The following is a 24,592-nucleotide window of genomic DNA, read 5'->3' on the forward strand; positions in this document are numbered from 1 at the left end:
CCAACTCCCAGGTCTACTAACAAAAAACTACCGTGACAGAGGGGACCACACGCCGAACGTGAGTTACTGCTGTGCCCGGACGAGCGCGGCGACGTCGTCCCAGAAGCCCTCCTCGTATTTCGTCGCCGAGTCGATGGTCGGGCGAGCGTTTGTCTCGTTGACGACGGCGCGGTCGTCGGTGACCAGCAGATCGACCCCGAGCCACGGAATCTCCATCGCGCGGGCGGCCTCCTCGGCCAGCGCCCGCAGGTCGTCGTTGAGGTCGACCGCGGTCGCCTCGGCCCCGCGGTGGACGTTGTGTTTCCACCCCCCAGCCGCGAGTGCTTCCTCGGGGAGTCGACGTTCGACCGCGCCGACGGCCTCGCCGTCGACGACCATGACACGGAAATCCCGCGCGTCGGGGAGGTACTCCTGGACGAGAAACGACTGGTCGCCCGTGGCGCGGTAGTCGTGGACCAAATCGAGATAGTCACAGATACCGAGAAACGAGTCGAGGTCCCCGGCGCGTGTCACGCCCGTTCCTCGTGTGGTAGAGTTGGGTTTGACGACGACCGGCCCCTCGAATCGCTCGAATGCCGCCGTCAACGCATCTTCGTCTGCGGGGTTCGAGACGACGACAGTCTCGGGCGTCGATACGCCTGCAGTCGAGAGTCGGGCGAGCGCCTCACCCTTGTGACGCGAGCGTAGAATCTCGTCTCGTCCGTTCACCCACGGCACCCCCAACAGCGCGTCGGCGACACCCCCCTCAGCCAGCCGCGAGGGGTAGACGAAGCCGACATCGAACTCCGCCGCGCCGAGCGCGTCATCGTCCGCGAGTGAGATGGTCCGTTTCGTGGTTTCAACGTGGGCCGCCTCGATGTCGCGCGCGCTGAGGGGCCCCTGCATTCGCTCGTAGGTCTCGGCCGCGGTTGCGACCGCCAGTCGGAGCATACAGAACCGAGCGGCCTGTAAAACAAAAGCGTTCGTGGTTCAGGGAGCCGTTACTCCAGCTCTTCGGCGAGGTCGTCGGCGTCGATATCGGCGTCTTCGAGCGCTTCTTCGAGGTCTGCGCCGCCAGCGCCACCCATACCGCCCATCATGCCGGGCATGCCCATCGGGCTGTCCTCGATGGTCTCTTGCACGACGATGCGGTCGATGCCCAGCAGGTCGATGAGCTCCTGGCCAATCTGCTGTTTCTGCATCATCCACTGCTGGTTCATCGTCAGCTGCGGCGTAGCCTCGATGTACAGCGACTCTTTCTCGACCTCGACGGTCTCGTACTCGGGCTCGCTCTCCTCATCGTCGTCTTCCTCGTCGTCTTCGTCCTCGACGAGCTGTTCTTCCTCGACGGTTTCGGTCTCGAACCACATCTCGAGGTCGAGGCCGAGGTACATGTCGACCAGCCCTTCGGCCATCTCCATGCGGTCGTCGACGGTGTCGACGATTTCGTAGTCGTACTCGATGTCGTCACCCGCGAGTGGGTGATTGAAGTCGACGCGTGCGCGGCCGCCGACGATGGTCTCGACGAAGCCCTCGTCGCCGTCGATGGTGACCTGTGCGCCGGGGTAGCGGTCGTCTTCCGGAATCTTGTCCTTGCTGATGGTGCGGACCTGGTCTTCCTCGAACTCGCCGAAGGCCTCGCCGGCGGGAACGGTCACGGTTCCTTCTGCGTCGACCTCCTCACCGCGGATGTCGTCTTCGACGCTGGCGAAGATGTGGCCCTGACCGAGAACAATAGTTCGCGGTCCAAACTCTCGGTCGTCGTCGTCGATGCCCTCCTCCTCGGCGACTTCCTGAGAAGTCGTATCGACGAGCTGGCCGTCCTCGATGGTTCGTGCGGTGTAGTCGAGACGGACGAAATCGTCGTCCTGGAGTCCGGATGTCTGTTCGTCTTCGACTGCTTCCTCCTCGATTTCGGGCTCGTCGTCGGCCTGGGTCTGCTCGTTGTCGGCCTCGGATTCGTTGCTCATACCGTTTTGGTCAGTCGTTGTACTCTTAAGGACACCGTTTCGCCCCGCTCGTGGGAGCAGGTGACACCGATATCAGGCCGCTTTTGAGGCCACTACCCCGACCTACTGACATGTACGAAGTCGAAATGAAGGTTCCCGGGGACCACGACCGCGTCACCGACGCCCTCACAGAGACCGACGCGGCCCACCTCGGGACGGTCAGACAAGAAGATACGTACTACGACGCTCCGGACCGGGACTTTGCGACGACCGACGAAGCGCTCAGGATTCGGCGGGAAACAACCGACGACGGGGACTGTCGAACAGTCGTGACCTACAAGGGACCGCTGGTCGACGAGCACTCGAAGACGCGGACCGAGGCTGAAACCGTCGTCGAGGACGGCGAGTCGATGCAGGCAGTTCTTTCTGGACTCGGCTACGAGCCGGCGGCCCGGGTCACCAAAGACCGCGAGCGGTACGAACTCGATGGCTGTGTGGTGACGCTCGATTCGGTCGAGGGGCTCGGCGACTTCGTCGAGGTCGAACGCGACATTCCCGAGGAGGCCGATATCGCTGCCACAAGAGAGGAGACCGCCGCTGTGCTGGACTCGCTCGGCCTCGACCCCGACGATCAGATTCGGACCTCCTATCTGGATTTGCTCATAGAGCAGTCGGACCACGACACCGCCCCGCGGTAAAGCGGCTTCCAGGCCAACCCTATTACTATAGTGCATCAGGGCGACGTTCGACGTTTTCGTAAGTTATAGACCCGCCGGTGTCAAATCGGAGAGCAATGAGCAATCGGAACATCCGTGTCGAGGAGACAGAGGGTATCGCAGTCGAGGACGAACACGTCGAAATTGTCGAGCGAAAGGGGGTCGGACATCCCGACTCCATCTGTGACGGCGTTGCAGAGGAGGTCTCCCGGGCGCTCGCACAGACCTACAAGGAGCGATTCGGCAAACCGCTCCATTTCAACACCGACGAGACACAGCTCGTCGCCGGGACAGCCGCGCCGGCCTTTGGCGGCGGCGAGATGCTGGAACCCATCTACCTGCTCATCGTCGGCCGCGCCACGAAAGAATACCAGGGCGAGCGGATTCCAGCCGAGACGATTGCGCTCCGGACGGCCCGCGAGTACCTCGAAGAGACCTTCCCGTATCTCGATGTCGGCTCGGATATCATCATCGACGTGAAACTCGGCGAGGGAAGCGGTGACCTCCAGGATGTCTTCGGCGAGGACGGCGAGGCCGTCCCAATGGCCAACGACACCAGCTACGGCGTCGGCCACGCCCCGCTGACCGAGACCGAGCGAATCGTCTACAACACCGAACACAGGCTGAACACCGAGTACGCGGCCGAGAACCCCGTCGTTGGACAGGACATCAAAGTGATGGGCAAACGGGAGGGCAACCACATCGACGTGACGGTCGCCGTAGCGATGGTCGACGAACACGTCGCGGGTCTCGAGGAGTACCAGACAGCGGTCGCGGATGTCAAAGAGTACATTGAGGGGCTGGCGACGGAGTACACCGACCGCGATGTGACCGTCCACGTCAACACCGCCGACGACTACGAAGAGGGCTCAATCTACCTGACGACGACGGGCCTGAGCGCCGAGCAGGGCGACGACGGCTCTGTCGGCCGGGGCAACCGTGCCAACGGCCTCATCACGCCAAATCGGCCGATGAGCATGGAGGCGACGAGCGGCAAGAATCCGATCAATCACATCGGAAAGATATACAACCTCCTGAGCACCGACATCGCCGAGGCAGTCGCCGCCGACGTGGCGGGCATCGAGCAGGTCCAGATTCGACTGCTCTCCCAGATCGGGCGGCCAATCGACCAACCCCACGTCGCCGACGCCAAGGTCGTCACGAGCGAGGATGTGACCCTCGAAGACATTCACGCAGACATCGAGGCGACAATCGACGAAGAACTGGCCGGCGTGACCAATCTGACCCAGCGTGTCATCGACGGCGACATTTCGACGTTCTGAACGGAGTGGAGTCAATATCCGTTTAAGCCTCGGTATATTTCTCCCAGACATGTATCCACCCGGAGCCGATACCGTCCTCGTTCGATTCAGCGGCGAGATCGGCATTAAAAGCCAGTCCGTTCAACAGCGGATGGAGCGACGGCTCCGGGAACACCTCAGGCAGATGCTCGACCAGCGAGGCCTCGATGCGAGCGTCGAGGCCGAGTTCACGCGGCTGTACGTCAGAACCGACCCCGAGCAGATAGAAAAAGCCACTGCGGTGGCTGCGTCGGTGTTCGGTGTCTCCTCTGTGAGTCCGGTCAAGCAGGTCCCCCCGACGATGGACGCGATTTGTGCGGCGCTACGAGAGTCAGCCCGAGAGCGGTACGACGGCGCGGCCTTCGCAGTGCGGGCGAATCGGGCTGGACAGACAGACGACCACCCGTTTTCGAGTCCCGAAATCGAACGGGAAGGAGGGGCGGCGGTCACAGCGGCGGCCGAGGCGGTCGGCATCGAACCGGAGGTCGACCTCGACGACCCAGAGGTTACGTTCGGCGTCGAGTGTCGGCCCGAGCGCGCGTTCGTCTATCTCGAGCGACAGTCGGGTCCCGGCGGACTCCCGCTCGGGACCCAAGAGCCCGTCGTCGCGCTAGTCAGCGGTGGCATCGACTCACCGGTGGCCGCCTGGGAGGTGATGAAGCGCGGCTGTCCGGTGGTCCCAGTCTATGTCGACCTCGGGCGATTCGGCGGCGTCGACCACCGGGCGCGCGCAGAGCGGACGGTCGGGCGACTCGCGTCCTACACCCCCGACGGGTTGGAGCTGTGGGTTGTTCCCGGCGGTGACGGGCTGGAGCGACTCACGGAAGTCCCGGAGCGCTACCGGATGCTTCTTGCCCGGCGGTTCATGCTCCGGATTGCCGCAAGGGTGGCCGAGCGGACCGAGGCGGTCGGCATCGTTACGGGAGAGTCCATCGGCCAGAAATCCAGCCAGACAAGTGCCGCGTTACGGGTCACCGACGCGGCTGTCGACTACCCAGTCCATCGCCCGCTGGTGTCGCTCGACAAAAGCGAGATAAGCGAGCGAGCGCGTTCGGTTGGCACCTACGAGGAGGCGACAATCGACGCCGGCTGTCATCGACTCGCGCCCGAGAATCCGGCGACCCGGCCGCCGCTGTCCACACTCAGAGAGGTCGAGCCAACGGCGATAGAGACACTGGCTATCGAAGCCGTCGAGAGTGCCGACCGAATCGAACTGCGGGAAGCCGTTTCTGACCAAGAAACGAGCGGCCCCTATTTATTGTAGAGGGACGAGAACAGGCTGATATGGTATCAAAGAAGACACTCACCGCAGGTATCGCAACCGCAGTCGTCCTCGCATATAGCCTCAGCCGGTGGAAGAGTTCGCCCGACCCCATCGACGAGAATGTCGAACACACCGACGCGTAGCTAGCGACCTTCGCGACCGATTTCTGCGAACTCATCGAGCGAACTCGCAACATCATCGAGTAGCCGCCGCACTCGCTGCTCCAGGTCGGCACACCTGGCTGCGATATCCTGGTATCTGTCGTGACCCTCGCGGTCCTCACGGGGAATCTCTGCGGCAATCACTCGTCGTTTGGATTCGACACCGAAGTACTCGCCGAGGAGTTCGTACCCCAGAATCTCGCACTGCTGGCGGACCGCAGCCCGGACATCCTCTCGGTCAATTGGCTTGCAGAGATAATCGTCGAACGGCATATCGAGGACATCAAACCCAGGGTCGATAGCTGTCACCATGATGATCTTGCCGTCGAACCCGCGCTCGTCGAGTTCGTCGAGGACATCGTCTCCCGACATTCCCGGCATATGTCGGTCCAGCAAGACGATATCGATGGTCTCCTCTTCGACCATCGAGATCGCCGTCTCCCCGTCGTAGGCGGTCTCGACCTCGCACAGACCACGCAGTCTGAGCGCGTATGCGTCTGCCACCTCCTTCTCGTCGTCGACGATGAGCGCGATTGGACGGTCCGCAGTCGTCTCGTTCATAAGCGTTTCTTACGCAACTGGTTTGACTGCAGTACACATAATGGCTGGCATTTCGAGGGCTGTCACGGTGTTGCTGCCAGTCGTTCTGGTTGTTTCTTTATAGCTAGATGGTGGTTGGAAGGGTATTCTTCGTAATTAGCACAGGGGAATAGGGAGAGTCCGGATAACCATAGATGTATGTTGCAGAACCGTCCCCGCGACCGGACCGCGCCGGCTGCGACCGACGAGGACAGTGACGGGACCGAGGAGCTGTCGACGAGCGGCTTGCTGGAGCTCTTAGGCGACGAGTACACGCGAGCGGCCCTCAGAGTCGTCGCCGACGAGCCACGGAGTGGCACGGAGGTCGCCGAGAGGACATCGATGTCGAAGCCGACCGCGTTCAGACGGCTCAACCGACTGTCAGAGGTCGGACTGGTAACGGTTCATCGCCGCATCGACACCGAGCAGGGCCACCACCACAAGGTCTACGAGGCGAGCCAAGAACACCTGGAAGTGGAGCTGGACAGCCTCCTCGACGAGGTCGACAGCTAGCCGAAGAGGCGACGGGCGCGCCGCCAGAGTCGCCTGCGCAACGGCACCTGTTCTCCCGGTTCGTTCACCACAAGCACCGACGTATCGGTCTCGCCGGCGACGTAGTCGGTCGTCTGGCCGAAAAATTCTCGGTACCGCTCTGGATGTGCTGGCCCACCCATGACCAGCAGGTCCGCACGGTTCGCCCGGCTGACCAGCGCCGTCTCGACGTCTGTCGTTCGAATTAGTTCCGTCTCGGCCGGTGTCGAGAGGAGGTCCGCCAAGTCGGCAAGATAGTTCCCTGCGGAGGCGGTTGCCGCCTCAGAAGCGTCTTCGGGAATCGCTTTCACCAGCGTCAGCGACGCTCCGGTCGCCGCCGCAATAGCGTCTGCAACCTCGATTTCGGCACGGTCGTAGGGGCCGGTCGCTGTCGCAACAACGATATCGCCGATGTCACCGGTTCCGCGGTCCTTGAGAACGGCCAGCCGGACGGGAAAGTCAGAGCGCAGAATCTCATCGACGTGACTCTCTCGGAGGTGGCGTTTGCGGATGGGGTCTTCCCAGTCGACGACGACCAGTTCGGTCTGGTCGCCGACGCTCCCCAGCAGGGCGTCCGTTCGGTCGTGGGCTCGGACGTGGTCGAAGACGACAGCGCGGTCTCGTAAGGCGAGTTCGTGCTCGATGGTCTCCTGCCAATCGTCGTCGACCTCGTGGTCGGCCTCCGAAAGCGGGAGCTGTGGCGGAACCTCGGTTATCGTGAGCACGTCGAGGTCGGCATCCAGCCGGTCGGCAAACGCTCGCATCACCACCAGCAGGTGTGGGTTCGTCTCGCCCTCGACGGTCTCGACGAGGACGTGTGGCCCGAGGGTCACGTCGCTGCCGACCTCGCCTGTCTTCTCCTCGATAGACCGGCGGTACTGTGCGCCGAGGAACTGGTCTCTGATGTCGTGGTCTGGCTCCACTGGGTCACCGACGCGGGTCTGGAAAAGATACCAGCCCGCGCCGAAGACAATAAATCCAAGCGCAGTTACCTGTGAGAGCAGCCCCATGAACGGAATCAACGCCAGCGCGGCCAGAGCACCCGCAAGCGGCAACACCGGCGAGAGCGGCGTCCGGTAGTCTGGGTCGTACCACTCGGGCTGGGAGTTCCGGAGCAAGACGACAGTCACGTTGAGCAAGACGAACACGAGGATGCCGAAGGTCCCTCCGAGTTTCGCCAGCTTCTCGACGTCGAGAGCCACCACGAGCGCGACCATCACGCCACCGGTTATCCAGATAGACAGCGAAGGCGTCCCAAAACGCGGCGACGACCGCTCGAAGACAGACGGGAGGAGGTTGTCACGCGACATCGCAAACGGGAACCGCGAGGAGGTGAGTACTGCCGCGTTTGCCGTCGAGACGGTCGCGAGCACGCCCGCGAGCGCGAGAATCGAGCCACCGAGACTCCCGAGAACAAGCTCACCGGCCTCGGCGACCGGGGCGGAGCTCGCGGCAATCTCGTCTATATCCATCACCCCGGTGACGATGAGCATCACCAGAATGTACAGGAGCGTGACAAAGATGACCGCGCTGAACATCGCTCGCGGAAGCGTCCGCCCGGGGTCTTCGACCTCCTCGGCGACAGCAGTGGCCTTCACGATACCGAGATAGGAGATGAAGACGAGCCCAGTCGTCGAAATAATCCCCTCTACACCCGAGACCGCGAAGGTCGACCACCGGGCCGGGTCGGCGGCGAAGAACCCACCGCCCGAGAAGACCGCAAGAATCGCCACCAGGCCGACGACGACGGCGTTCTGGAGCTGGCCGCTCTCCTCTGCGCCGACCCAGTTGACCAGCGTCAGCGCCAGTCCGCCCGCGAGGGCGACGCCGAGGACCGGAACCTCGAGGAACTCGGTGACATACCAGCCGAGCCCGACGAGCGCGAACGAGCCCTTAAAAATGAGGGATATCCAGGCACCGAAGCCGACGACAGCGCCGACCAGCGGCCCCATCGCACGGCTCGTGAAGTAGTACGAACCCCCCGACTGTGGCATCGCCGTCGACAGCTCGACGGCACACATCGTGGCGACAAGCGCAATTACTCCCGCGAGCGCGAACGAGAGCGCGGCCGCTGGCCCCGCGCCCTCTGCTGCTGGCCCCGGAAGGACGAAGATACCGGCCCCGATCATCGTCCCGGCAGTCACGGTGAACACGGCGAAAGTCCCGAGGTCGCGACTCAGCTCAGAGTCACCTGTCTCGACCACCTGTCACCACCCCTCCTGTCGGGCCGCGTGACTCTCTTGGAGTGCAGTACGCCCAGTCTGTTTGACAGACCGACTGCTGGCTGTCGAATCACTCACCACGAGCACACTGAACCTAGTTCTGTCCTTGTTGTATTTAAATTACCTGCTTATTCGACAATATTAGACTGCTATATTTTCGTATTGATTATTATAGACCAATTCTATGAGAGGAAAGATTGATTCGACTCGCATCGAAAGACCGTAGCGATGAACGGGAGACTCGATGAGGTCGACAAGATGATTCTGTTCGAGTTACAGAAAAACGCCCGCGACACCTCCTCGAACGACATTGCCGACCAGATTGGGCTGTCGGCGAGCACGGTCCGCAACCGGATTTCGAAGCTCGAGGAGAAGGGAATCATCCGTGGCTACCACGTCGATATCGACTACGAGCGGGCGGGATACCCTCTCTATACGAAGATTATCTGTACTGCACCTATCGACAACCGCGAGGAGCTTGCAGAGAGCGCCATGGAGGTCCGGGGTGTGACCGCCGTCCGTGAGATAATGACCGGTGAGCGAAACATCTACGTCAACGCTATCGGCGAGGACCACGACGAACTCAGCCGTATCGGGCGAGAACTGACCGACCTCGGCCTAACTGTGGTCGACGAACAGCTCATCCGCGACGAGTTCGTCTGTCCGTTCCACGGCTTTCTCGGCAAACAGCCCGACTGTCTGGACGAGCCAGCCGACGAGTAGTCTCCCGTTCAGGAGTCATCAGCAACGTCGAAAAACTCCTCGAGGAGCTTCCGCTGGCCGGCCCGCAGGTGGTGTAACAACGTCGGCCCGGTGATGTCGAGCGCCTCCGCGACCTCCTGGGCGTTGCTTCCTCGGGGGGACTGGAAGTACTCCGCGAAAAATGCCGTCCGGAGCGCGTTTTCCTGGCGCTCGGTCAGCTTGTCACGGAGCTCGTCCCGGAACTCGCGTGCGGTCGTCACGTCGCGTTCTCGCTCACGCTTTGCGAGTACGTCCACCTCGAACTCTCGCGAGACCGCATCGACGAGTCGCCGGACGTCCTCCTCGGGAGAGCACTCGATGTCGATATCGCCGACTGCGTCGCCAAACTCGGCCGATCGGACGGTAACGCCGCTGGCGGCGAGCAGTCCCAGGGGCGTCCGCGGTCCGAGTCGTGCCTCGAAGACACCGCCTTCGTCGTACTCGCCGATGAGCCTGGTGTCCCGGACGCCCGAGCGGTCGGCGAGCGAGTCGACCACCGCCGACACGGCCGAGTCGTCGGCGACGAGATAACAGAGCAGTTCCTCGCCCTGTGGGACCAGCCCGTCGAGGGAAAGCGGCGTGTCGGTCTCGGTTGCGGCCCCGACAAGCGGTGCCGCCGAGTCGGTCACCTGCAGGTCGAGTTCGACCACCGTATCCGACAGCAGAAGGTTCCGGTGGCGTGTCGCGTTGATGGCGAAGCCGGCCATCTCGCCGACCGTCTCGAAACTCGCGCGCTCGCGCTCGGAGAAGGCGTCCTGTTCGCCCGTGTAAACGCCGACGACACCGTAGACGCTGGAGCCGTAGGTGAGCGGAATCGCCAGCAGCGACTGGAGGCCGTCGGCGAAGGCGGCCCGGCGAATCGACTCAGGAATCCCCTCGTCATCGCCGATGGGCTGGACGATGACCGACTCGCCGGAGTCGATGGCCCGCTGTTCGGGGACAGTGGCGTCGTCGAGGCAGGACTCGATTTCGTCGAGCGTGCGACCGGTCTGGCCCGCCGCCGCGCGGAGCACGAGGTCGTCGCCGCCGAGTTCACGCTCGGCGACCCAGGCGAAGTCGTAGATGTCGGTCTCGCCGAGCCGGCGACAGATCGTGTCGGCAATCTCTTCGCGGCTGGCCGCATCGACGAGGTCGGCGAGGATATCCGAGATTAGCTCGTTGAGCACCGTCAGCCGGTCGAGATCGTCTCGGAGCCCTTCGGTTCGGCGGCGCTCGTGGTGTCTGTCGGTCACGTCGTCGACGTACACCACCACCTGCTCGTCGACTGGAACGAGAGTCACCTCAAGCCACCGGTCCAGCGGCGGATAGTACTCCTCGATGGACCGTCGTTCCTCCAGCGACGAACCGAACGCCCGGGGAACAGTGGCCTCGATCGAATCGGGGAAGACAGCCGCGACATCGGCACCCTCGGTCTCCTCGGGAGAGCAGCAAAGAACCTCACAGGCGGCTTCGTTGCAGTCCAGGACCGTCCCGTCGGCCGTCACCGTCAGGATACCGACAGGCGCGTGGTCCGATACCTCGTCCATACCTCAGTCCTCCAGGGGCAACGACAAATAGCTGGCTCTCGGTTGGCCCGGCGAGCAGGGGAGTCGGTTCACTGTCCCGCTACTCCGTGGAGTTCGAACCGTGCCCCGCCGGAGTCGGCATCTGTGACAGTAATCTGCCAGCCGTGCAGGTCGGCGATTCTAGCGACGATTGCAAGTCCCAGGCCGGTCCCGTGTTCGTCAGAGGAGTAGCCCGGTTCGAGGACGCGCTGACGGCGGTCTGTGGGGATCCCCGGCCCGTCGTCAGCGACATAAAATCCGTCGTTGAGCTTCCCGACAGTTACGTCGACTGTACCGGTGTCGGACTCGCCGTGCTCGACGCTGTTGCGAAACAGGTTCTCGAAGAGCCGACTGACCCGGTCGGAGTCGGCGAGTGCCGTCGGGAGCTCGTCTTCGACGGTCAACGTCGCGCCGTTGGTCTCGACTGTCTCCCAGGCCTGTTCGGCGACCACCCCGAGGTCGACGGTCTCGTCTGGGTCGACGACATCCTCGCCCCGGGCCAGCGTCAACACGTCTTGGATGATTCGCTCCATCCGCTCGTGTGCCTGTTCAACGTGGTCGAAGTGCTCGGGTTCCTCGAACTCGCGAGCAGCCTGGAGTCGGGCGCGAGCGACATCAAGCGGGTTCCGGAGGTCGTGGCTGACGACACTCGCGACGTGATCGACCGCGATACCATCTTGGAAGGCGTCGGTTGCAGCTACCGAGCTGTCGTCTGTGCGCTTACTGAACACCAGATAGCCATCAGTCGACTCTGCTGGCAGTGTCACGTCGACCTGGTACTGGCTGGTACCGCCGTCGATGGTGAACTGCTGGCCGTCTCGGAGCGCGTGGAGACAGTCACTGTCGAGCTGTTCGAAGACCTCGGTCAACGACTCGTTCCGTTCGACAGCGCCGAATTGCTCGTCGAATGGGCTGTTCGTCTCGCGTACGACCACCTCGTCGTCGTCGAACACGAACCGACAGACTGGCACCGGGAGGTGGTCTGCCGACAGCGCCTCGAGACTGGTTCCGTTCTCCATCATTCTGTTACTCGTAGCTGTTCCCGACGGCTGGTTTCTCGCCGGGCCCATGTCTGCTATCAGTAGATGAGTGTTCCCACCCCTTAGTGATGAACACTAGCTATACAGAGATTGCCCAACTCGGAGGGGCAAATCGGTACACTCAGGTCAAAAATCACGCGACTTCGAGAGTGAATTCCTCCCAGCATACCGTTCACACATCGGATTTACAGACGGACCACCAGTGACCACTCATACTGAGTATTGCAGGTCGTTGCCACCACGGTGTGGTGTACCGGACCCTAAGAGAACTGATTCGATGAACCGTGTTTCAAACGTACCGCACTGATCATTGCTAAGCGCGCACAAACGGAAAGAGAAGTCGACACTGGCTGCCAAAGTAGAGAAGAACGAACGGAGGCGGGGCGGAAAAACCGGGGCAGGATTTCCCGCACCGCAACCGTTCACTTGTTGCTGGCTTTCCGTCAGGGGGGACGGATTCAGGCGGCATATGTTTGCCGCCATCGGTACTTGGCGTTTGTCCGTATTTAATCCACCACCGCTGTTTCTGGCTCAGAAACGACACACCCGATTGTGGCTGTGTCTCTGTATAGCTAGATTGTGTCTGAGCACAGGGGGAGGATAGCTAGCCCCTCGTTCCAGGTGGATACGGAAGGAGAGTATAGATATGGCAAGTTCCCGACGCTCCGCACGTCCGGTGGAAGCGCTTGACGAAACTGAGACGCTCCGTGGCTGTGAGGCAGAGTCGCTGCTCGAATTACTCGGTGACGAGTACACTCAGCGAGTCGTGAAAGCCCTCGGTGACGGCCCGATGACGGGTAGCGAACTCATCGAGCGCGCCGACGTATCGAAGGCGACGGCTTATCGACGGCTCGATGGCCTGCAGGAAGCAGATATCGTCGAATCGACGCTTCACGTCGACCCCGACGGCCACCACTGCGAGCAGTACAGCCTGGCTGTCTCGGATATCGGCGTCTCGCTCGGCCCCGACGGATTCGAGGTCGAGCTGGCTGCCGACGGGCCTGGAACGGCAGGCAAGCAGGGCGTGCCAGGATTCATCCACGCGGACGACTAGGGAGAAGGTCTTTATTCGTCAGTCACAATCCTCCCGTATGGGAATTTATCACAGCGTTCGGACTGTCACCGGCGCGAGCGGTGAGGGCCCAATCGACTGGGAGGCCGTCGCCGAGGCTGCGAAATCGTCTGTCGACCCCGGTGACCTCGATGTCTCCCGTGCCGAAGAGGAAGCCTACGCGTCGGATTCGAAGGATGCGCGTGACCGCGTCCGGGGGGTAACTGATATCGAGTTCGATCTCCCCGACCGCGTCGAAATCCAGAACCGACACCACTGGCTCGACGCCAACGTCGCCACGTTCAAACGTGTCATGCGCCCGCTCGAACAGCAGGTCCAGACCGCACCAGGGCTCACAACGGTTGCGAATACCGGCTCGATGGCGTTTGCGCTGCGCTTTCTCTCGAAACACGTTCTCGGCCAGTACGACCCGCTGTTACTCGCCGACGGCGAGCCGCACGCGCTCTATTTCGTCCGACCCAACATCAAACACGTTGCCGACGTACTCGATGTGCCCTACGGCCGGTTCCGTCGCTGGATTGCGTTCCACGAGGTCACACACGCCGCGGAGTTTGGCGCGGCACCGTGGCTCTCTGACCACCTCGAAGCCAACATGCGAGAGGCCGTCGACAAGCTCTCCGGTGGCGACATCGACCGGGCGGCTCTCGGCGAACTCGACACGACGATGACCGCCGTCGAAGGCTACGCAGAACTCATCATGGACCGAGCGTTCGACGACGAGTACGACGACATGCGCCGGAAGCTCGAACAGCGCCGCGACGGACAGGGGCCGGTCGAGGCACTGATTCGCCGGTATCTTGGCCTGAGCGTCAAGCGTCGCCAGTACGAGCGCGGGAAGGCCTTCTTCGAGGAGGTCGCCGACCTGCGGGATGTCGAGACGGCCGGTCGGGTCTGGGAGTCACCCGAACTGCTTCCGACCGACGAGGAGCTGGACGACCCGGCCTCGTGGGTTCGCAGGGTCGAGTAGGGAACCGACAGAACTGGAAACGGGTTGTGTGACGTTGTCTCGTCCGTGAGATGCCATGACTTATTACCGTCGACAACCCGGGATATAACGATGCGACGGCGAACAACAGGTTTCGCACTTGCAGTCGCCCTGATGGCCCTTGCAGCGGTGGCCGTACCGGGGGCAGCGAGTCTTGACGGGAGTACAGCACCAGCGGCACAGTCAGGTGGCTTCACCGACATTGCGGCCGCAGACAACCACATCGAAGAGTGTGCAGCCGAGCCGCCAGCAGACTTTGCCGACCCCGACGGCGGGAACGATGTCATCGGCTGGGTCGACGGCTTCTGGTACAACGAGCCGATAGATATCGACACGTCGGACGGCCTCAACGACACCGAGCTGGCGGACCTCAGCGCACGGGCCACCGCCCGCGTTGAGGCGATTCGGTGTCTCGCTGCGGTCGATGGAACGCCACCGGTCCAGATTCAGACACGGGAGGAGTTCCAAGACAATCAGACCGGCACCTACGCGAACGTTAGCCAGAAGAACAGACTCGTCGATAACGCCCGTTTCGAGACGACGCTGATGATTAGCTCCGAGGAGGACTCGATTGACGTGCGCGAGCAGAACCGCGGCACGACGGTGGGTGGGTTCTACAGCTTCGCAGAGAACCGCATCGTCATCGTCACCGACGACCCTGAGAACTTCCTCATCTCAGAACAGACCCTGGCCCAGGAGGTCGGCCACGCGATTCAGGACCAGCAATTCAACCTCACGCGTCTGGTCGGCGAAACGACTGACCAAGACCTCGGCTACGAGGGACTCGTCGAGGGAGACATGAATCTCGTCGACCAGCGCTACCAGCAGGCCTGTGACCAGGGGCTGTGGAACGAACCCTGCGTGAGCGAGTCGAACGATGGTGGCGGTGGCGGCGGCGGTGGTCCCGCAAACTGGGGACTGTACCTCCAGAGCTTCCAGCCCTACAGCGAAGGGCCGCCTTTCATCCAGTCCATCTATGAAGAAGAAGGCTGGGACGCAATCGACGCGATGTACGACAACCCGCCCGAGTCCGCACTGTACAGCATGTTCCCGGAAACGCACGGCGAGGTCGAACTCGCAGATGTCGAGGTTTCCGACCGGAGCAACGACCAGTGGCAGCGCATCACCTACGAGGACGAGGTTGATTACGACAGCCTGGGACCGAGTAACATCGCCGGTATGTTCATGGCCACGACCTACGACGCCCAGCAGCCGATTATCGACCCGCAGTCGTTCCTCAACACCACAGCGAGCGGTGAGGTGTCGAGCACGCAGCCGCTGATTTACGCCCATCCCGAAACGGAAGGCTGGCGCGGCGATAGACTGTACACCTACCGGAATGGTAACGAGACGGGAACAGTCTGGAGCGTCGAGTGGGCCTCCGCAGAGGACGCACAGCCGTTCGTCGAGAGCTACAACGAACTCGCGAGCATCCGCGGCGGAGAGGCTGTCGAAGAGTACGAGAACACCTATCGCTTCGGCGAGAACAGCGCCTGGGACATGGCGCTCACTATTGTTCCGGACGGGAGTACGGTGACCGTGGTTACTGCCCCGACTGTCGAAGACCTGACCGCGGTCCACGATATCCAGCTCGTCGAGAGCCAGGAGTCGACTCCGACGGCAACCGAAACACCGACGCCGACGGCAACCGAAACGCCAACACCGACTGAGACATCGACAGCAACCGAAACGCCGATGTCAGAGGACACGTCGACAGCGACCGAGACCCCTGAAGACAGCGACGACGACGGTGCTGGCTTCGGTGTTCTCGCTGGCGTACTCGCGGTTACGCTGACCGCGCTCCTCGCCCGGCGGCGATAGCAGACAGCTAACGAGGGATACTATTATTTTGTTTGCGCTTCGACGCATAAACAACGATGGCCCTCCGCGTTCGTATGCTTGCAGTCCTAGCGCTACTTGTCGGTCTCAACGCCCTGTTTGTCTTCGCTGTGCTCTGGGGGTTCGGGGTCCTGTTGCCGACGGTCGTGACCGCTGCTGTCCTCGGAGAGCCCGCGCTTCTGTCAGACCTGTTCCGGTTACCGGTCTCAGTCCCCGTCTACGCAGCCCTCGTCGTGGCGTTTCTCGCCGGGCAGGTGTACTACGGCTACCGCCGAGTGTTCGCTCGTCCCTCCGTCACAGACGAGACACAAGGCCACGAGGTTGATGAAATCGTCCGTCGCCTCGCGATGCGCGTCGATATCCCGACACCGTCGACGCGGATTATCGACAGCGAGCAGCCCAGCTGCTACACCGTTGGTCGCTTCACAGACGCAACGATTGTCGTGACGACGGGGCTAATCGAGAGACTCGACAGCAACGAACTGGAAGCGGTCCTCGCCCACGAGCTGGCACACGTCGCCAACCGAGATGTGACGCTGATGACCGTGACGACACTCGTGCTCGAAATCGCAACGCGAACCTACCACACAGTCCGGCTGGTCCCGCGAGCACTCGGGCAGACCGAACAGCTCACCAGGACAGAACGAATCGCACTCCGCTGGTTTCTTCCGCTGTCGGTGGTCGTCTACGTGGTCGTCTCGCCGCTGTTGCTGGTTTTCCCGAAGCTGACAGAGTGGGCGACGAAAACGCTCTCACACGCCCGCGAGTTCGCCGCCGACGAGGCCGCCGCTGCAACGACAGGTGCCCCGCTGGCGCTGGCGACGGCACTGGTAGCACTCGACGAGGCCGCGCCGACACCGGAACGAGACCTGCGGCGCGCGCGAACGCAGGCGCTCTGTATTGTTCCAACGCCGCCGGTGACAGGCCCGACCGCGAGTGACCCACCCGAACCGGCTGCCACCGACCGCGAGCCCCTCACGGAGTGGCTGCCCGGACGAACCGGAACCAGCCCGGTTTCAGGCACCCATCCGCCGGTCAAAAAGCGAGTCGAGCGGCTCCAGTCACTTGCTGCTCAGGAGGACGGCAGATGAATCCGGGTCGGCGTCTGCTGTTGGTGCTGGTCTGTGTACTTGGCGTCGTCGTCGTTGCCGCGACGTTTCCGGCCGCGGACCCACGTCTCGACCCACCGGAAACCGCAAGCGGTGTCTCCGGGGGTGACTGGGACAACGTTACCGGGAGTTCAGAGCGATCCAATGGAGATACCATCGACGAAGAACAGCGCTCCAACGAACAGTCAGCGAACCCACAGGACGGCGGGTTTTGGCCGTTCGTCGAGGGGTCCGTGGTGGCTGGAACAACGGCTCAGGCTGGTGTCGACGACGGCGACTTCTTCGTGAGCAGCCACGACAGCGTCACGATGCTCGTCAACGGCGAGACGGTCGGTACTGTCGGTCCGGACAGAAACACGGAATTCCGTGTTCCGACCGGCACCGACGAGATAACGGTCACGGTCGAAGAGACCGGTGACAGTGTGACCGTCCCCGTCGAGACAAACATCACGGTCAGCTCGGAGGGAACCTTCGCGCCCAACAGCGAGGTACAGATTACAGGAGACATTGGGAACTACACCGTTGATAACGCGACAGTCAGCGTCGACGGCGAACCCGTTGCAACGACCGACGAAGACGGGAAAGCAGACGTCACCCTTCCGGAGAGCGCGGGAGAAACTGAAATACGACTCACGCGGGGGGCGCTGGCGGGGTCACTAACCGCGACCGTCGCCGAGCCAGAGGTGGGCTTCTCGTCGCCGGTTATCTTCCCTGGCCTGCCGACACACCTGTCGGTGACAGCAGACGGTGGAGGTGTCGACAACGCGACCGTGGTCGTAGGAGACGACGAGACGACAACCAACAGCGGCGGGTCGGCCTGGGTCAGCGTTCCTCTCGCTGACGAGGTGACCGTCACCGCCACAGTCGGAGAGGAACAGGCGACGACGACGGTTTCGAATCTCTACCTGCGGACGACACTCGTCGTGTTGGTCGGGCCAGGTCTGATTATCGGTGCTGTCTGGACGTACGTTCGCTACATTGCAGCCCGGCGCCGAGAGGGGTTCGGAGCAGCTGTACTCGGGATAGCGGCGTTGCTGGGTGGACTCAGCGCCGCGGTGTTCCAGTACGGGTCGCTGAGTCTGCAGGGTATCCGGTCGCTCCGTCTTCCGAGTCTCCCCAGCGCCTCGTTTCCAAGGATGAGCCTTCCATCACTGGGTGAACTGTTCTCGCTCGGGCTGCCGTCGCTGAGCAAACTGGTTGACAATCTTAGTATGTCACACAGGTCGGGCGATAACACGGTCGCTGGTGCTGTGACAGATGGTGAGGAGTCGACCACCGGCGAGGAGACAGCCGATGAGAGAGCAAGTGAGTCCGCTGTTGCGGGGCCACAGGCGGCGGTCAGAGACGCCTGGCACACCTTCCTCGCCCAGCTCCAAATCCGGGACATAGAGACGGCAACCCCCGGCGAGGCCGCACGCGTCGCACTCGCCGCGGGCTATCCGGCCGAGCAGGTCCGTCGGCTGCTCTCGCTGTTCAGAGCTGTCGAATATGGCGATAGCGACCCATCCACGGACGATGTCGCCGACGCTCAAGCGACGGTCGATACGCTCACCGACTACCATCCTGAGGAGGAGGAGCCACAATGAAGCTCCCAGGCCGTCGAGTCACGTTGGCCGTCACAGCCTGCTGTCTGGTCGTCGCCATCAGCACCCTGGTTGCGGCCGGCCTCGTCGGGAACGCCCTCCAGTCGCCGGCCGTTCGCAGCCTACTCTTGTTTCTCGCCTCTGTTCTGCCGGTCGTCGGTCTCGTGGTGAGCAGTGCTGTCATCTGGAGAGTGGTACGGGCCAGAAGTCGGGGCATTGCTGCCGGGCCCACAGATCAGCGGGACAACAAGCAGGTGGTGGGGTACACCCTCCAACAGCGACTGTCGGAAGCAACGGCGGACTGGTATCGCTGCGAGGCAGGGTACACGACCACCAACATCAGAGAGCAACTCGAAGAGAGCGCAGCTAGGGCGGTCACGACCACCACCGGTGTCGACGAGGAGACAGCACAGGAGACGCTGGCGGCAGGAACCTGGACCGACGACCCGGTTGCTGCGGCCTTTCTCTCTGCGCAGTGTAGGCAGCCCCTCGGTGAGCGTCTCAAGGGAGCACTCGACCCAGGGCAGGCATTCCGTCGACGCGTCGACCGAACAATTACAGCTATCGAAGTACTCGAAGGCCAAACTGTCTCGCGCCAGCCCGACGAACTGGACGGAACCGACGAACAGCCGACGGAGGTGGCGGCGAGATGAGTTCCACAGAACGTGTGACCGACGGCGAGTGGGCAGTCGGCGTCTCGGTTCTCTTGCTCGGGACCGGTATCCTCACCGGCTCACCGGTATTGGTCGGGCTCGCGGCGATGCCACTCGGATTCGTCGCCGCCGCGGGGTTCGACACCGCACTGGAGCCGTCGGTTACTCTGGAACGGGTCTTCGACCCAGAAGGCGGCCCGACAACAACCGAGGGAGGGCTGCAGGGTAACCCGGGCGAACGCGTCACAGTTCAGCTGACTGTCCACAACACCGGGACAGACCCGCTCGTCGACCTCCGGCTCGTCGACAGCGTTCCATCGGAGTTGCCGGTCGTTGCCGGAACCCACCGGGCGGCCGTCACGCTCGGCCCCGGCGAACGGGAGTCAATCGAGTACGAACTAGAGCTTCGCCGCGGCGAGTACGCCTTCGATGCCGTCGAAGTACAGAGCGAGGGATTCGGCGGGACAGTTCTCCGCACCGAGACGACGACGGCAGACGGTGCCCAAGCGTTGCGGTGTATCCCCTTTGTCGAGGAGGTCCCGCTCGGAGACGGCGCGAACGATTACGCGGGCCAGATACCGACCGACGAGGGCGGCAGCGGCGTGGAGTTCTACTCCGTTCGAGACTACGAGCCGGGCGACCCCATCCGGTCGATTGACTGGCGGCGCTACGCGAACAGCAGAGAGCTGGCAACAGTCGAGTTCCGCGCCGAGCGGGCGACGCGTGTGGTCTGTCTTGTCGACAGCCGTCAGAGCCAGAGACGCGCGCAGTCGACAGACCACCTGCCAGCACTGGACCTCTCGGTTGCCGCTGCCGAACAAACGTTCGACGCTGTCGTCGATGCAGACTATCCAATCGGCGTCGTTGGTATCAAGAACCGGGCACAGCTTGTCGTCGAACCCGGTGAGGATGAGATGACAAGGCAACGTGGAACTGAGCTGCTGGCTGCGCTTCGGAGCCACGAGACAAGCAAGCACGCACAGAGCCACTGGGGAGAGCCAACTGCCACGGTGCCAACGCTGTTGCCTGGGGAGGCACAGATTGTTCTCTTCTCGTCGTTCGTCGACGATATCCCCCTGGCGCTCGTCAAGCGGCTCTGCGTCCACGGCTACCCTGTCTGTGTTGTCTCACCGGATGTCGCCTCCGACCGGGAAGACACCGCCGGACGCCTTGCAGCAGTCACGCGTCGGACGCGTCTCGCGACAGCCAGGCAGGCAGGCGCTCGCGTGGTCGACTGGGACGCCGGTGATTCGATTGGGACCGTGCTGAAGCGTGTCGTCACGGAGGTGTCGAGCAGATGAGCCAACTCCCACAGACCACGCGACGCGCGGTTGTGGCCGCGGCCGTCGTCGGCGTCGCCGGACTGGCACTGCACGAGTCACTGCTCGTGGTGGCCGCACTGGCTGGTCTCGCCGTCGGCCTCGGTGTTCGCGGCCTCAGCGGGAGTCCGTCGACGGTGATAGTGGCCGCCGGCCTCATGCCGCTTGGACTTGTGGCCGCAGTCGCGACTGTCGGTACCGTCGCGGCTGAGCCGACCGTAGACGAGACAGTCTACAGTACCCTCGCTGCACTCTCGGTACTGCTGATGGGAGTGGTTGGGCCTGTTCTCGGCGGCAACTCCCCGGCAGCTCTCAGGGATGCCAGCCGGGGAGCACTCGCCGGCGCAGTCACTGGAACGGTGCTTGCGACCCTCGCGTCGATACTTGAAACACACGGGCAGCCGCCGGTCGAGTCAGTGGTGTATGCCACAGGTGGAGGTTTCGACGGCATCGCCGCGACTATCGCTGTGACAGCAGTCGCCGGAGCCGGAGCTGTCGTTGCCGTGCCGGATGCAGCGGTGACAACCCCCCGTCGTAAGGAGTTCCTCCCTCGCTACAGGAGACAGGCCATCGTCGCGATTGTTGCGCTTGCAGGCGGGCTTCTCGCAGTAGTCGCGGCCGCACGGGTCGTCGGCGGTCGGTGGCTTGTCTCTCGGATATTCGACACGCTGGTGTTCAGGGGGCTGTTGGTCGGTCTCGCCGTGTTGTGTCTTCTCGTCGCTGCCACGGGACTGCTCGTCGGCTTCGCCTGGAACCGGGGCGACAAAAACGGCTCTGTGGCACCTCTTCTGTTGGGGACAGTACTCAGCCTCACGGTCATTGTCGGTGGGGGCTATCTCGCGGGGGTTCCGCCCTCGTCGCTTTTCGCCATCCCGCTGTTGCTGGGAGTCGCAGGCGTTGCGCTCGTAGCGTTCTCGCGCCTGCTGGGGCTGGCTGGCGGCGGCCGACTGTCCGGAACTACCCCAGTCGCTCTCACGGCGCTATGTCTGGCCGGTGTAGCAGCCGTCGGCGCCGATATCGGGAAGACGGCGACGCCTGGTCTCTCGCTGGTCGGCGTCGTCTCGACACTGGGTTCCGGACTGTTCATCTACGTGGTCGGGACCAACGGCGCGACACTGCACGCACACGTTGGAAGCGAGGGCGCAACACGAGAGCCACAGCTGGTTCGCATCGCCTACGCGGTGAGTGTCGTCGCCGTCAGCGCCACCGTCACCGTCGGTGGTATCTGGCTCGCGATGGCCGTCGCGCCCACGCTGTCGGTTCCATCGACGCTCGCACTCGTCAGCGCACTCGTGGCGACCGGGCTCGTTCTCAGGACGCTGCTTCGCTAGGGTCCATCGCAGGGACCTCGACGGAATCAAGCACCGCCGTGATGATATCGCGCTCGCTGACACCACGGACGCTGGCTTCGGCATCGAGAACAAGTCGGTGAGAAAGCGCCGAGGGAGCCACTCGCTTCACGTCGTCAGGGACGACATAGGAGCGACCTTCGAGCGCGGCATGTGCCCGGGAGAGTTCGAACAGCCGCTGGACGCCGCGGGGCGAGACACCGACCTCGACCCTGCCGTCGGTCCGTGTCGCCCGGCAGATCGCACCGATGTAATCACGGAGCGGGTCCTCGACGGTAACAGTCTCGGGCGTCGCCTGTATCTCCCGGACTGTCTCAAGGTCGATGACCTGTTCGACGGTCGGGTCGGGCTTGTCTCGCTCGGCCCGGCGGTCGATGAGTTCGCGCGTTCCCGACTGGTCTGGATACCCCAGCGACGTTTTGACGATGAAGCGATCACGTTGTGCCTCGGGAAGCTCGAAGGTCCCCTCCTGTTCGACAGGGTTCTGTGTGGCGACGACGACAAACGGTTCGGGCAGGTCGTGTGTCTCGCCGTCAACGGTGACCTGGCCTTCTGCCATTGCTTCCAGCAGCGCCGACTGGGTCTTCGGCGGCGCACGGTTGATTTCGTCAGCGAGGACGATGTTGGCGAAGATGGGGCCGGGCGTGAAGTGGAACTCCCCGGTCCCCTCCTCGAAGACGTACGAGCCAGTCACGTCGGAGGGCATCAGATCGGGCGTGAACTGGATTCGTGAGAATTCGAGGCCGAGTGCGGTCGCAAACGCCTGGGCAGTCAACGTCTTGCCGGTGCCGGGCACGTCTTCGAGCAAGACGTGTCCACGGGCGACCATTCCGGCGAGTACCTCTTCGAGAACAGCTCTGTCTCCGACGACAACCGACAGTATTTCTTCGAGGACCGCATCTGCGTGGGCAGCAGTTTCCTGGACCGACATATTTCGATCCACGGCACCGGTGTGTTTATACGTACTGCATGACAGAGAACTATCTTGTATTCGGAGAATAAACTTGTTACCATGGAACATACACGGCGGCAGTTCCTCGGTATCGTCGCTAGCTCGCTGGCTCTGGCCGGTTGTGTCGGCGGCGACTCCGGGGACGACGGAGAGGACACAGAACAGCCGACCGGCGACGAGAGCGGGACCGACGAGGGCGAAACGGACGGCGGAGACGAGACGGAGGTGCAGGTCGTCGACACCGAGAGCCAGGGCGAGGTGCTCGCAGGCCCAGAGGGACTGACACTGTACGTGTTCGACAACGACGACCAGGGAGCCGAGTCGAGCGCCTGTACCGGCAGCTGTACGGATAACTGGCCACCCCTCACGATCGACAGCGAGGTGGTAGCTGCCTCGGGTGTCGACACAGAGCTGAGGACCTTCGAGCGTGAGGATGGCTCGACACAAGTCGCCGCCGACGGCCGGCCGCTGTACTACTGGGCCAACGACGAGACAGAAGGAGACACCAACGGACACGGAGTCAACGACGCCTGGTGGGTCGTCAGCCCGGACGGGAGTCCGAAACGCCCCGCCGAGGACGGCTCAGACGGTGACGGTTCAGACGGCGGTGACGGCCCGGCCTACTGACGGCAGACGGCCTGCCGCCGAACCGCTCGTCACCGCAAGCTGAGTCAGCCCTCGGTGTAGCTGACCGAGGAATCGAACGTCGCGAGCAGATGCGAGAGGTGAATCCGGTCGCTGGTCCCCTCGGCGAGGTCCATATCTATCTCACCCGCCCGCCTGTGTATCGCGGCCAGTTCTGCCCCAGTGTACCGGGACCGCGCCACGTCGAGGACCGATTCGAGCACCTCTTCCCCGCTGTACCCCTCGTCGATGAGTAACTCGTCGAGTGTCGAGCGGGCGTCGGTGAAGTCGCCGGCTTCGGCGTCGGCAATCATTTCCTGGATGCGCTCGTCGGTATCGACCGACGAGAGCACCTCGTAGGCGGTCTCCATCGTGATTTCGCCCGCCTGCTCTGTGGTCGTCTGTGCCGACATAATCGCCTCTCGGAGGTCGCCGCCGGCCGCTCCGGCGACGTATTCGAGACCCTCCTCATCGTAGGCGGCCTCCTCGCGGTCGGCAATTGTCCCGAGCACGTCGATGATTTCGTCCTGTGTCGGCGACCGAACCGGAATCGGGTAACACCGGGAACGAATCGGCGAGATAAGCGCCGACGGCCGGCGGGTCGCGATGACGAACTGCGTCGCCTCGTAGTACTGCTCCATGACGCGACGGAGCGCCTGCTGGAAGTCCTCGCGCATCCCCTCGGCGTTGTCGAGCAACACGGTCTTGTAGTCGCCGGTCATCGGCGCGTTGGCTGCCGACTCCTTGAGCACGTGGTTGATGAGGTCGGCTTTCGAGGAGGTACGGCGCTGTTTCGAGTCGATGAACTGCGAGAATCTCGGGTCCTGGCTGATCTCTTTTTTCGTCGAGTCGAAGAAGTCGGCGACGTTGATTTCGATGCGGTCGGCGTCGGGGTCGTCGTGGACTTCTCGGGTTAGCGCACGGACGGCGGCGGTCTTGCCTGCGCCCGCCGGCCCGTGGACGACGAGATTCATCGGCTCCTCGAGCGCGCGCTCGAAGTTCTCGCGGACCTCCTGCTGTGGCAACTCGTCGAGGTCGGGGGCGTGTTCCTCCGTCCACAGGGGCGTCTCCATTACCATC

At 63.0% G+C, this 24,592-nt stretch carries 23 protein-coding genes; 15 read left to right on the forward strand and 8 right to left on the reverse strand.

Annotated elements, in window-relative coordinates; genetic code table 11:
* Positions 1–63 precede the first annotated feature (63 nt).
* Entirely contained in the window at positions 64–930 is an 867-nt protein-coding gene (locus OSC37_RS05415; RefSeq protein ID WP_267163576.1) for an ATP-grasp domain-containing protein, read from the reverse strand.
* A gap of 50 nt (positions 931–980) precedes the next feature.
* Positions 981–1,949, reverse strand: coding sequence for an FKBP-type peptidyl-prolyl cis-trans isomerase (locus OSC37_RS05420; protein WP_267163577.1), 969 nt, complete (start codon positions 1,947–1,949; stop codon positions 981–983).
* A 110-nt stretch (positions 1,950–2,059) separates the two neighbouring features.
* On the opposite strand from OSC37_RS05420, the gene cyaB reads away from it, so the two are divergent.
* The 4 genes from cyaB (at position 2,060) to OSC37_RS05440 (ending at position 5,352) form a co-directional block, all read left to right on the forward strand.
* Entirely contained in the window at positions 2,060–2,626 is a 567-nt protein-coding gene (gene cyaB / locus OSC37_RS05425) for a class IV adenylate cyclase (RefSeq protein ID WP_267163578.1), read from the forward strand.
* A 95-nt stretch (positions 2,627–2,721) separates the two neighbouring features.
* Positions 2,722–3,927 carry a methionine adenosyltransferase gene (locus OSC37_RS05430; RefSeq protein WP_267163579.1) on the forward strand — a complete coding sequence of 402 codons (1,206 nt, stop codon included), beginning with the start codon at positions 2,722–2,724 and terminating at the stop codon, positions 3,925–3,927.
* A 49-nt stretch (positions 3,928–3,976) separates the two neighbouring features.
* Entirely contained in the window at positions 3,977–5,209 is a 1,233-nt protein-coding gene (locus tag OSC37_RS05435) for a tRNA sulfurtransferase (protein ID WP_267163580.1), read from the forward strand.
* Between the two features lie 20 nt (positions 5,210–5,229).
* Positions 5,230–5,352 carry a hypothetical protein gene (locus tag OSC37_RS05440; protein ID WP_267163581.1) on the forward strand — a complete coding sequence of 41 codons (123 nt, stop codon included), beginning with the start codon at positions 5,230–5,232 and terminating at the stop codon, positions 5,350–5,352.
* Here OSC37_RS05440 and OSC37_RS05445 read toward each other — a convergent pair whose 3' ends face one another.
* Positions 5,353–5,931, reverse strand: a complete 579-nt coding sequence (locus OSC37_RS05445; protein WP_267163582.1) for a response regulator — start codon at positions 5,929–5,931, stop codon at positions 5,353–5,355.
* 177 nt (positions 5,932–6,108) lie between these two features.
* Here OSC37_RS05445 and OSC37_RS05450 point away from each other — a divergent pair, with 177 nt between their 5' ends.
* Positions 6,109–6,462, forward strand: coding sequence for a winged helix-turn-helix domain-containing protein (locus OSC37_RS05450; RefSeq protein ID WP_267163583.1), 354 nt, complete (start codon positions 6,109–6,111; stop codon positions 6,460–6,462).
* On the opposite strand, the gene OSC37_RS05455 is transcribed toward OSC37_RS05450, so the two are convergent.
* Positions 6,459–8,684 carry a universal stress protein gene (locus OSC37_RS05455; protein WP_267163584.1) on the reverse strand — a complete coding sequence of 742 codons (2,226 nt, stop codon included), beginning with the start codon at positions 8,682–8,684 and terminating at the stop codon, positions 6,459–6,461. The two genes, OSC37_RS05450 and OSC37_RS05455, sit on opposite strands and share 4 nt — an antisense overlap.
* Positions 8,685–8,930: 246 nt before the next feature.
* Here OSC37_RS05455 and OSC37_RS05460 point away from each other — a divergent pair, with 246 nt between their 5' ends.
* Entirely contained in the window at positions 8,931–9,425 is a 495-nt protein-coding gene (locus OSC37_RS05460; protein WP_267163585.1) for an Lrp/AsnC family transcriptional regulator, read from the forward strand.
* An 8-nt stretch (positions 9,426–9,433) separates the two neighbouring features.
* Here OSC37_RS05460 and OSC37_RS05465 read toward each other — a convergent pair whose 3' ends face one another.
* Positions 9,434–10,969 carry a bacterio-opsin activator domain-containing protein gene (locus OSC37_RS05465; protein ID WP_267163586.1) on the reverse strand — a complete coding sequence of 512 codons (1,536 nt, stop codon included), beginning with the start codon at positions 10,967–10,969 and terminating at the stop codon, positions 9,434–9,436.
* A gap of 68 nt (positions 10,970–11,037) precedes the next feature.
* Positions 11,038–12,009 carry a sensor histidine kinase gene (locus OSC37_RS05470; protein ID WP_267163587.1) on the reverse strand — a complete coding sequence of 324 codons (972 nt, stop codon included), beginning with the start codon at positions 12,007–12,009 and terminating at the stop codon, positions 11,038–11,040.
* Between the two features lie 664 nt (positions 12,010–12,673).
* Here OSC37_RS05470 and OSC37_RS05475 point away from each other — a divergent pair.
* The 8 genes from OSC37_RS05475 (at position 12,674) to OSC37_RS05510 (ending at position 21,918) form a co-directional block, all read left to right on the forward strand.
* On the forward strand, positions 12,674–13,081 hold the full coding sequence (locus OSC37_RS05475; protein ID WP_267163588.1) for a winged helix-turn-helix domain-containing protein: 408 nt from the start codon (positions 12,674–12,676) through the stop codon (positions 13,079–13,081).
* A 37-nt stretch (positions 13,082–13,118) separates the two neighbouring features.
* Positions 13,119–14,066, forward strand: a complete 948-nt coding sequence (locus OSC37_RS05480) for a zinc-dependent metalloprotease (RefSeq protein WP_267163589.1) — start codon at positions 13,119–13,121, stop codon at positions 14,064–14,066.
* A 90-nt stretch (positions 14,067–14,156) separates the two neighbouring features.
* Complete coding sequence (locus OSC37_RS05485; protein WP_267163590.1) at positions 14,157–15,905, forward strand: Hvo_1808 family surface protein; 1,749 nt, start codon at positions 14,157–14,159, stop codon at positions 15,903–15,905.
* A 74-nt stretch (positions 15,906–15,979) separates the two neighbouring features.
* Positions 15,980–17,014 (forward strand): M48 family metallopeptidase, encoded by a 1,035-nt coding sequence (locus tag OSC37_RS05490; protein ID WP_267163591.1) that lies wholly within the window; start codon positions 15,980–15,982, stop codon positions 17,012–17,014.
* A complete protein-coding gene (locus OSC37_RS05495) occupies positions 17,011–18,618 on the forward strand; it encodes a DUF4129 domain-containing protein (protein WP_267163592.1) in 1,608 nt (535 codons plus the stop codon). The genes OSC37_RS05490 and OSC37_RS05495 overlap by 4 nt, the downstream gene beginning before the upstream one ends.
* Positions 18,615–19,268, forward strand: a complete 654-nt coding sequence (locus OSC37_RS05500) for a DUF7269 family protein (RefSeq protein ID WP_267163593.1) — start codon at positions 18,615–18,617, stop codon at positions 19,266–19,268. Before OSC37_RS05495 ends, OSC37_RS05500 begins: the two co-directional genes overlap by 4 nt.
* Positions 19,265–20,569 (forward strand): DUF58 domain-containing protein, encoded by a 1,305-nt coding sequence (locus tag OSC37_RS05505; protein ID WP_267163594.1) that lies wholly within the window; start codon positions 19,265–19,267, stop codon positions 20,567–20,569. The genes OSC37_RS05500 and OSC37_RS05505 overlap by 4 nt, the downstream gene beginning before the upstream one ends.
* Positions 20,566–21,918, forward strand: a complete 1,353-nt coding sequence (locus OSC37_RS05510) for a hypothetical protein (RefSeq protein WP_267163595.1) — start codon at positions 20,566–20,568, stop codon at positions 21,916–21,918. The genes OSC37_RS05505 and OSC37_RS05510 overlap by 4 nt, the downstream gene beginning before the upstream one ends.
* On the opposite strand, the gene OSC37_RS05515 is transcribed toward OSC37_RS05510, so the two are convergent.
* A complete protein-coding gene (locus OSC37_RS05515; RefSeq protein WP_267163596.1) occupies positions 21,899–22,867 on the reverse strand; it encodes an AAA family ATPase in 969 nt (322 codons plus the stop codon). The two genes, OSC37_RS05510 and OSC37_RS05515, sit on opposite strands and share 20 nt — an antisense overlap.
* A gap of 81 nt (positions 22,868–22,948) precedes the next feature.
* Here OSC37_RS05515 and OSC37_RS05520 point away from each other — a divergent pair, with 81 nt between their 5' ends.
* The gene (locus OSC37_RS05520) at positions 22,949–23,515 is read left to right on the forward strand and encodes a COG4315 family predicted lipoprotein (protein WP_267163597.1); all 567 of its coding nucleotides are present in this window, start codon (positions 22,949–22,951) and stop codon (positions 23,513–23,515) included.
* A 44-nt stretch (positions 23,516–23,559) separates the two neighbouring features.
* On the opposite strand, the gene OSC37_RS05525 is transcribed toward OSC37_RS05520, so the two are convergent.
* The gene (locus OSC37_RS05525; RefSeq protein ID WP_267163598.1) at positions 23,560–24,585 is read right to left on the reverse strand and encodes an AAA family ATPase; all 1,026 of its coding nucleotides are present in this window, start codon (positions 24,583–24,585) and stop codon (positions 23,560–23,562) included.
* Positions 24,586–24,592 lie beyond the last annotated feature (7 nt).

This window comes from Halovenus salina, assembly GCF_026410925.1.
Lineage (GTDB): Archaea > Halobacteriota > Halobacteria > Halobacteriales > Haloarculaceae > Halovenus > Halovenus salina.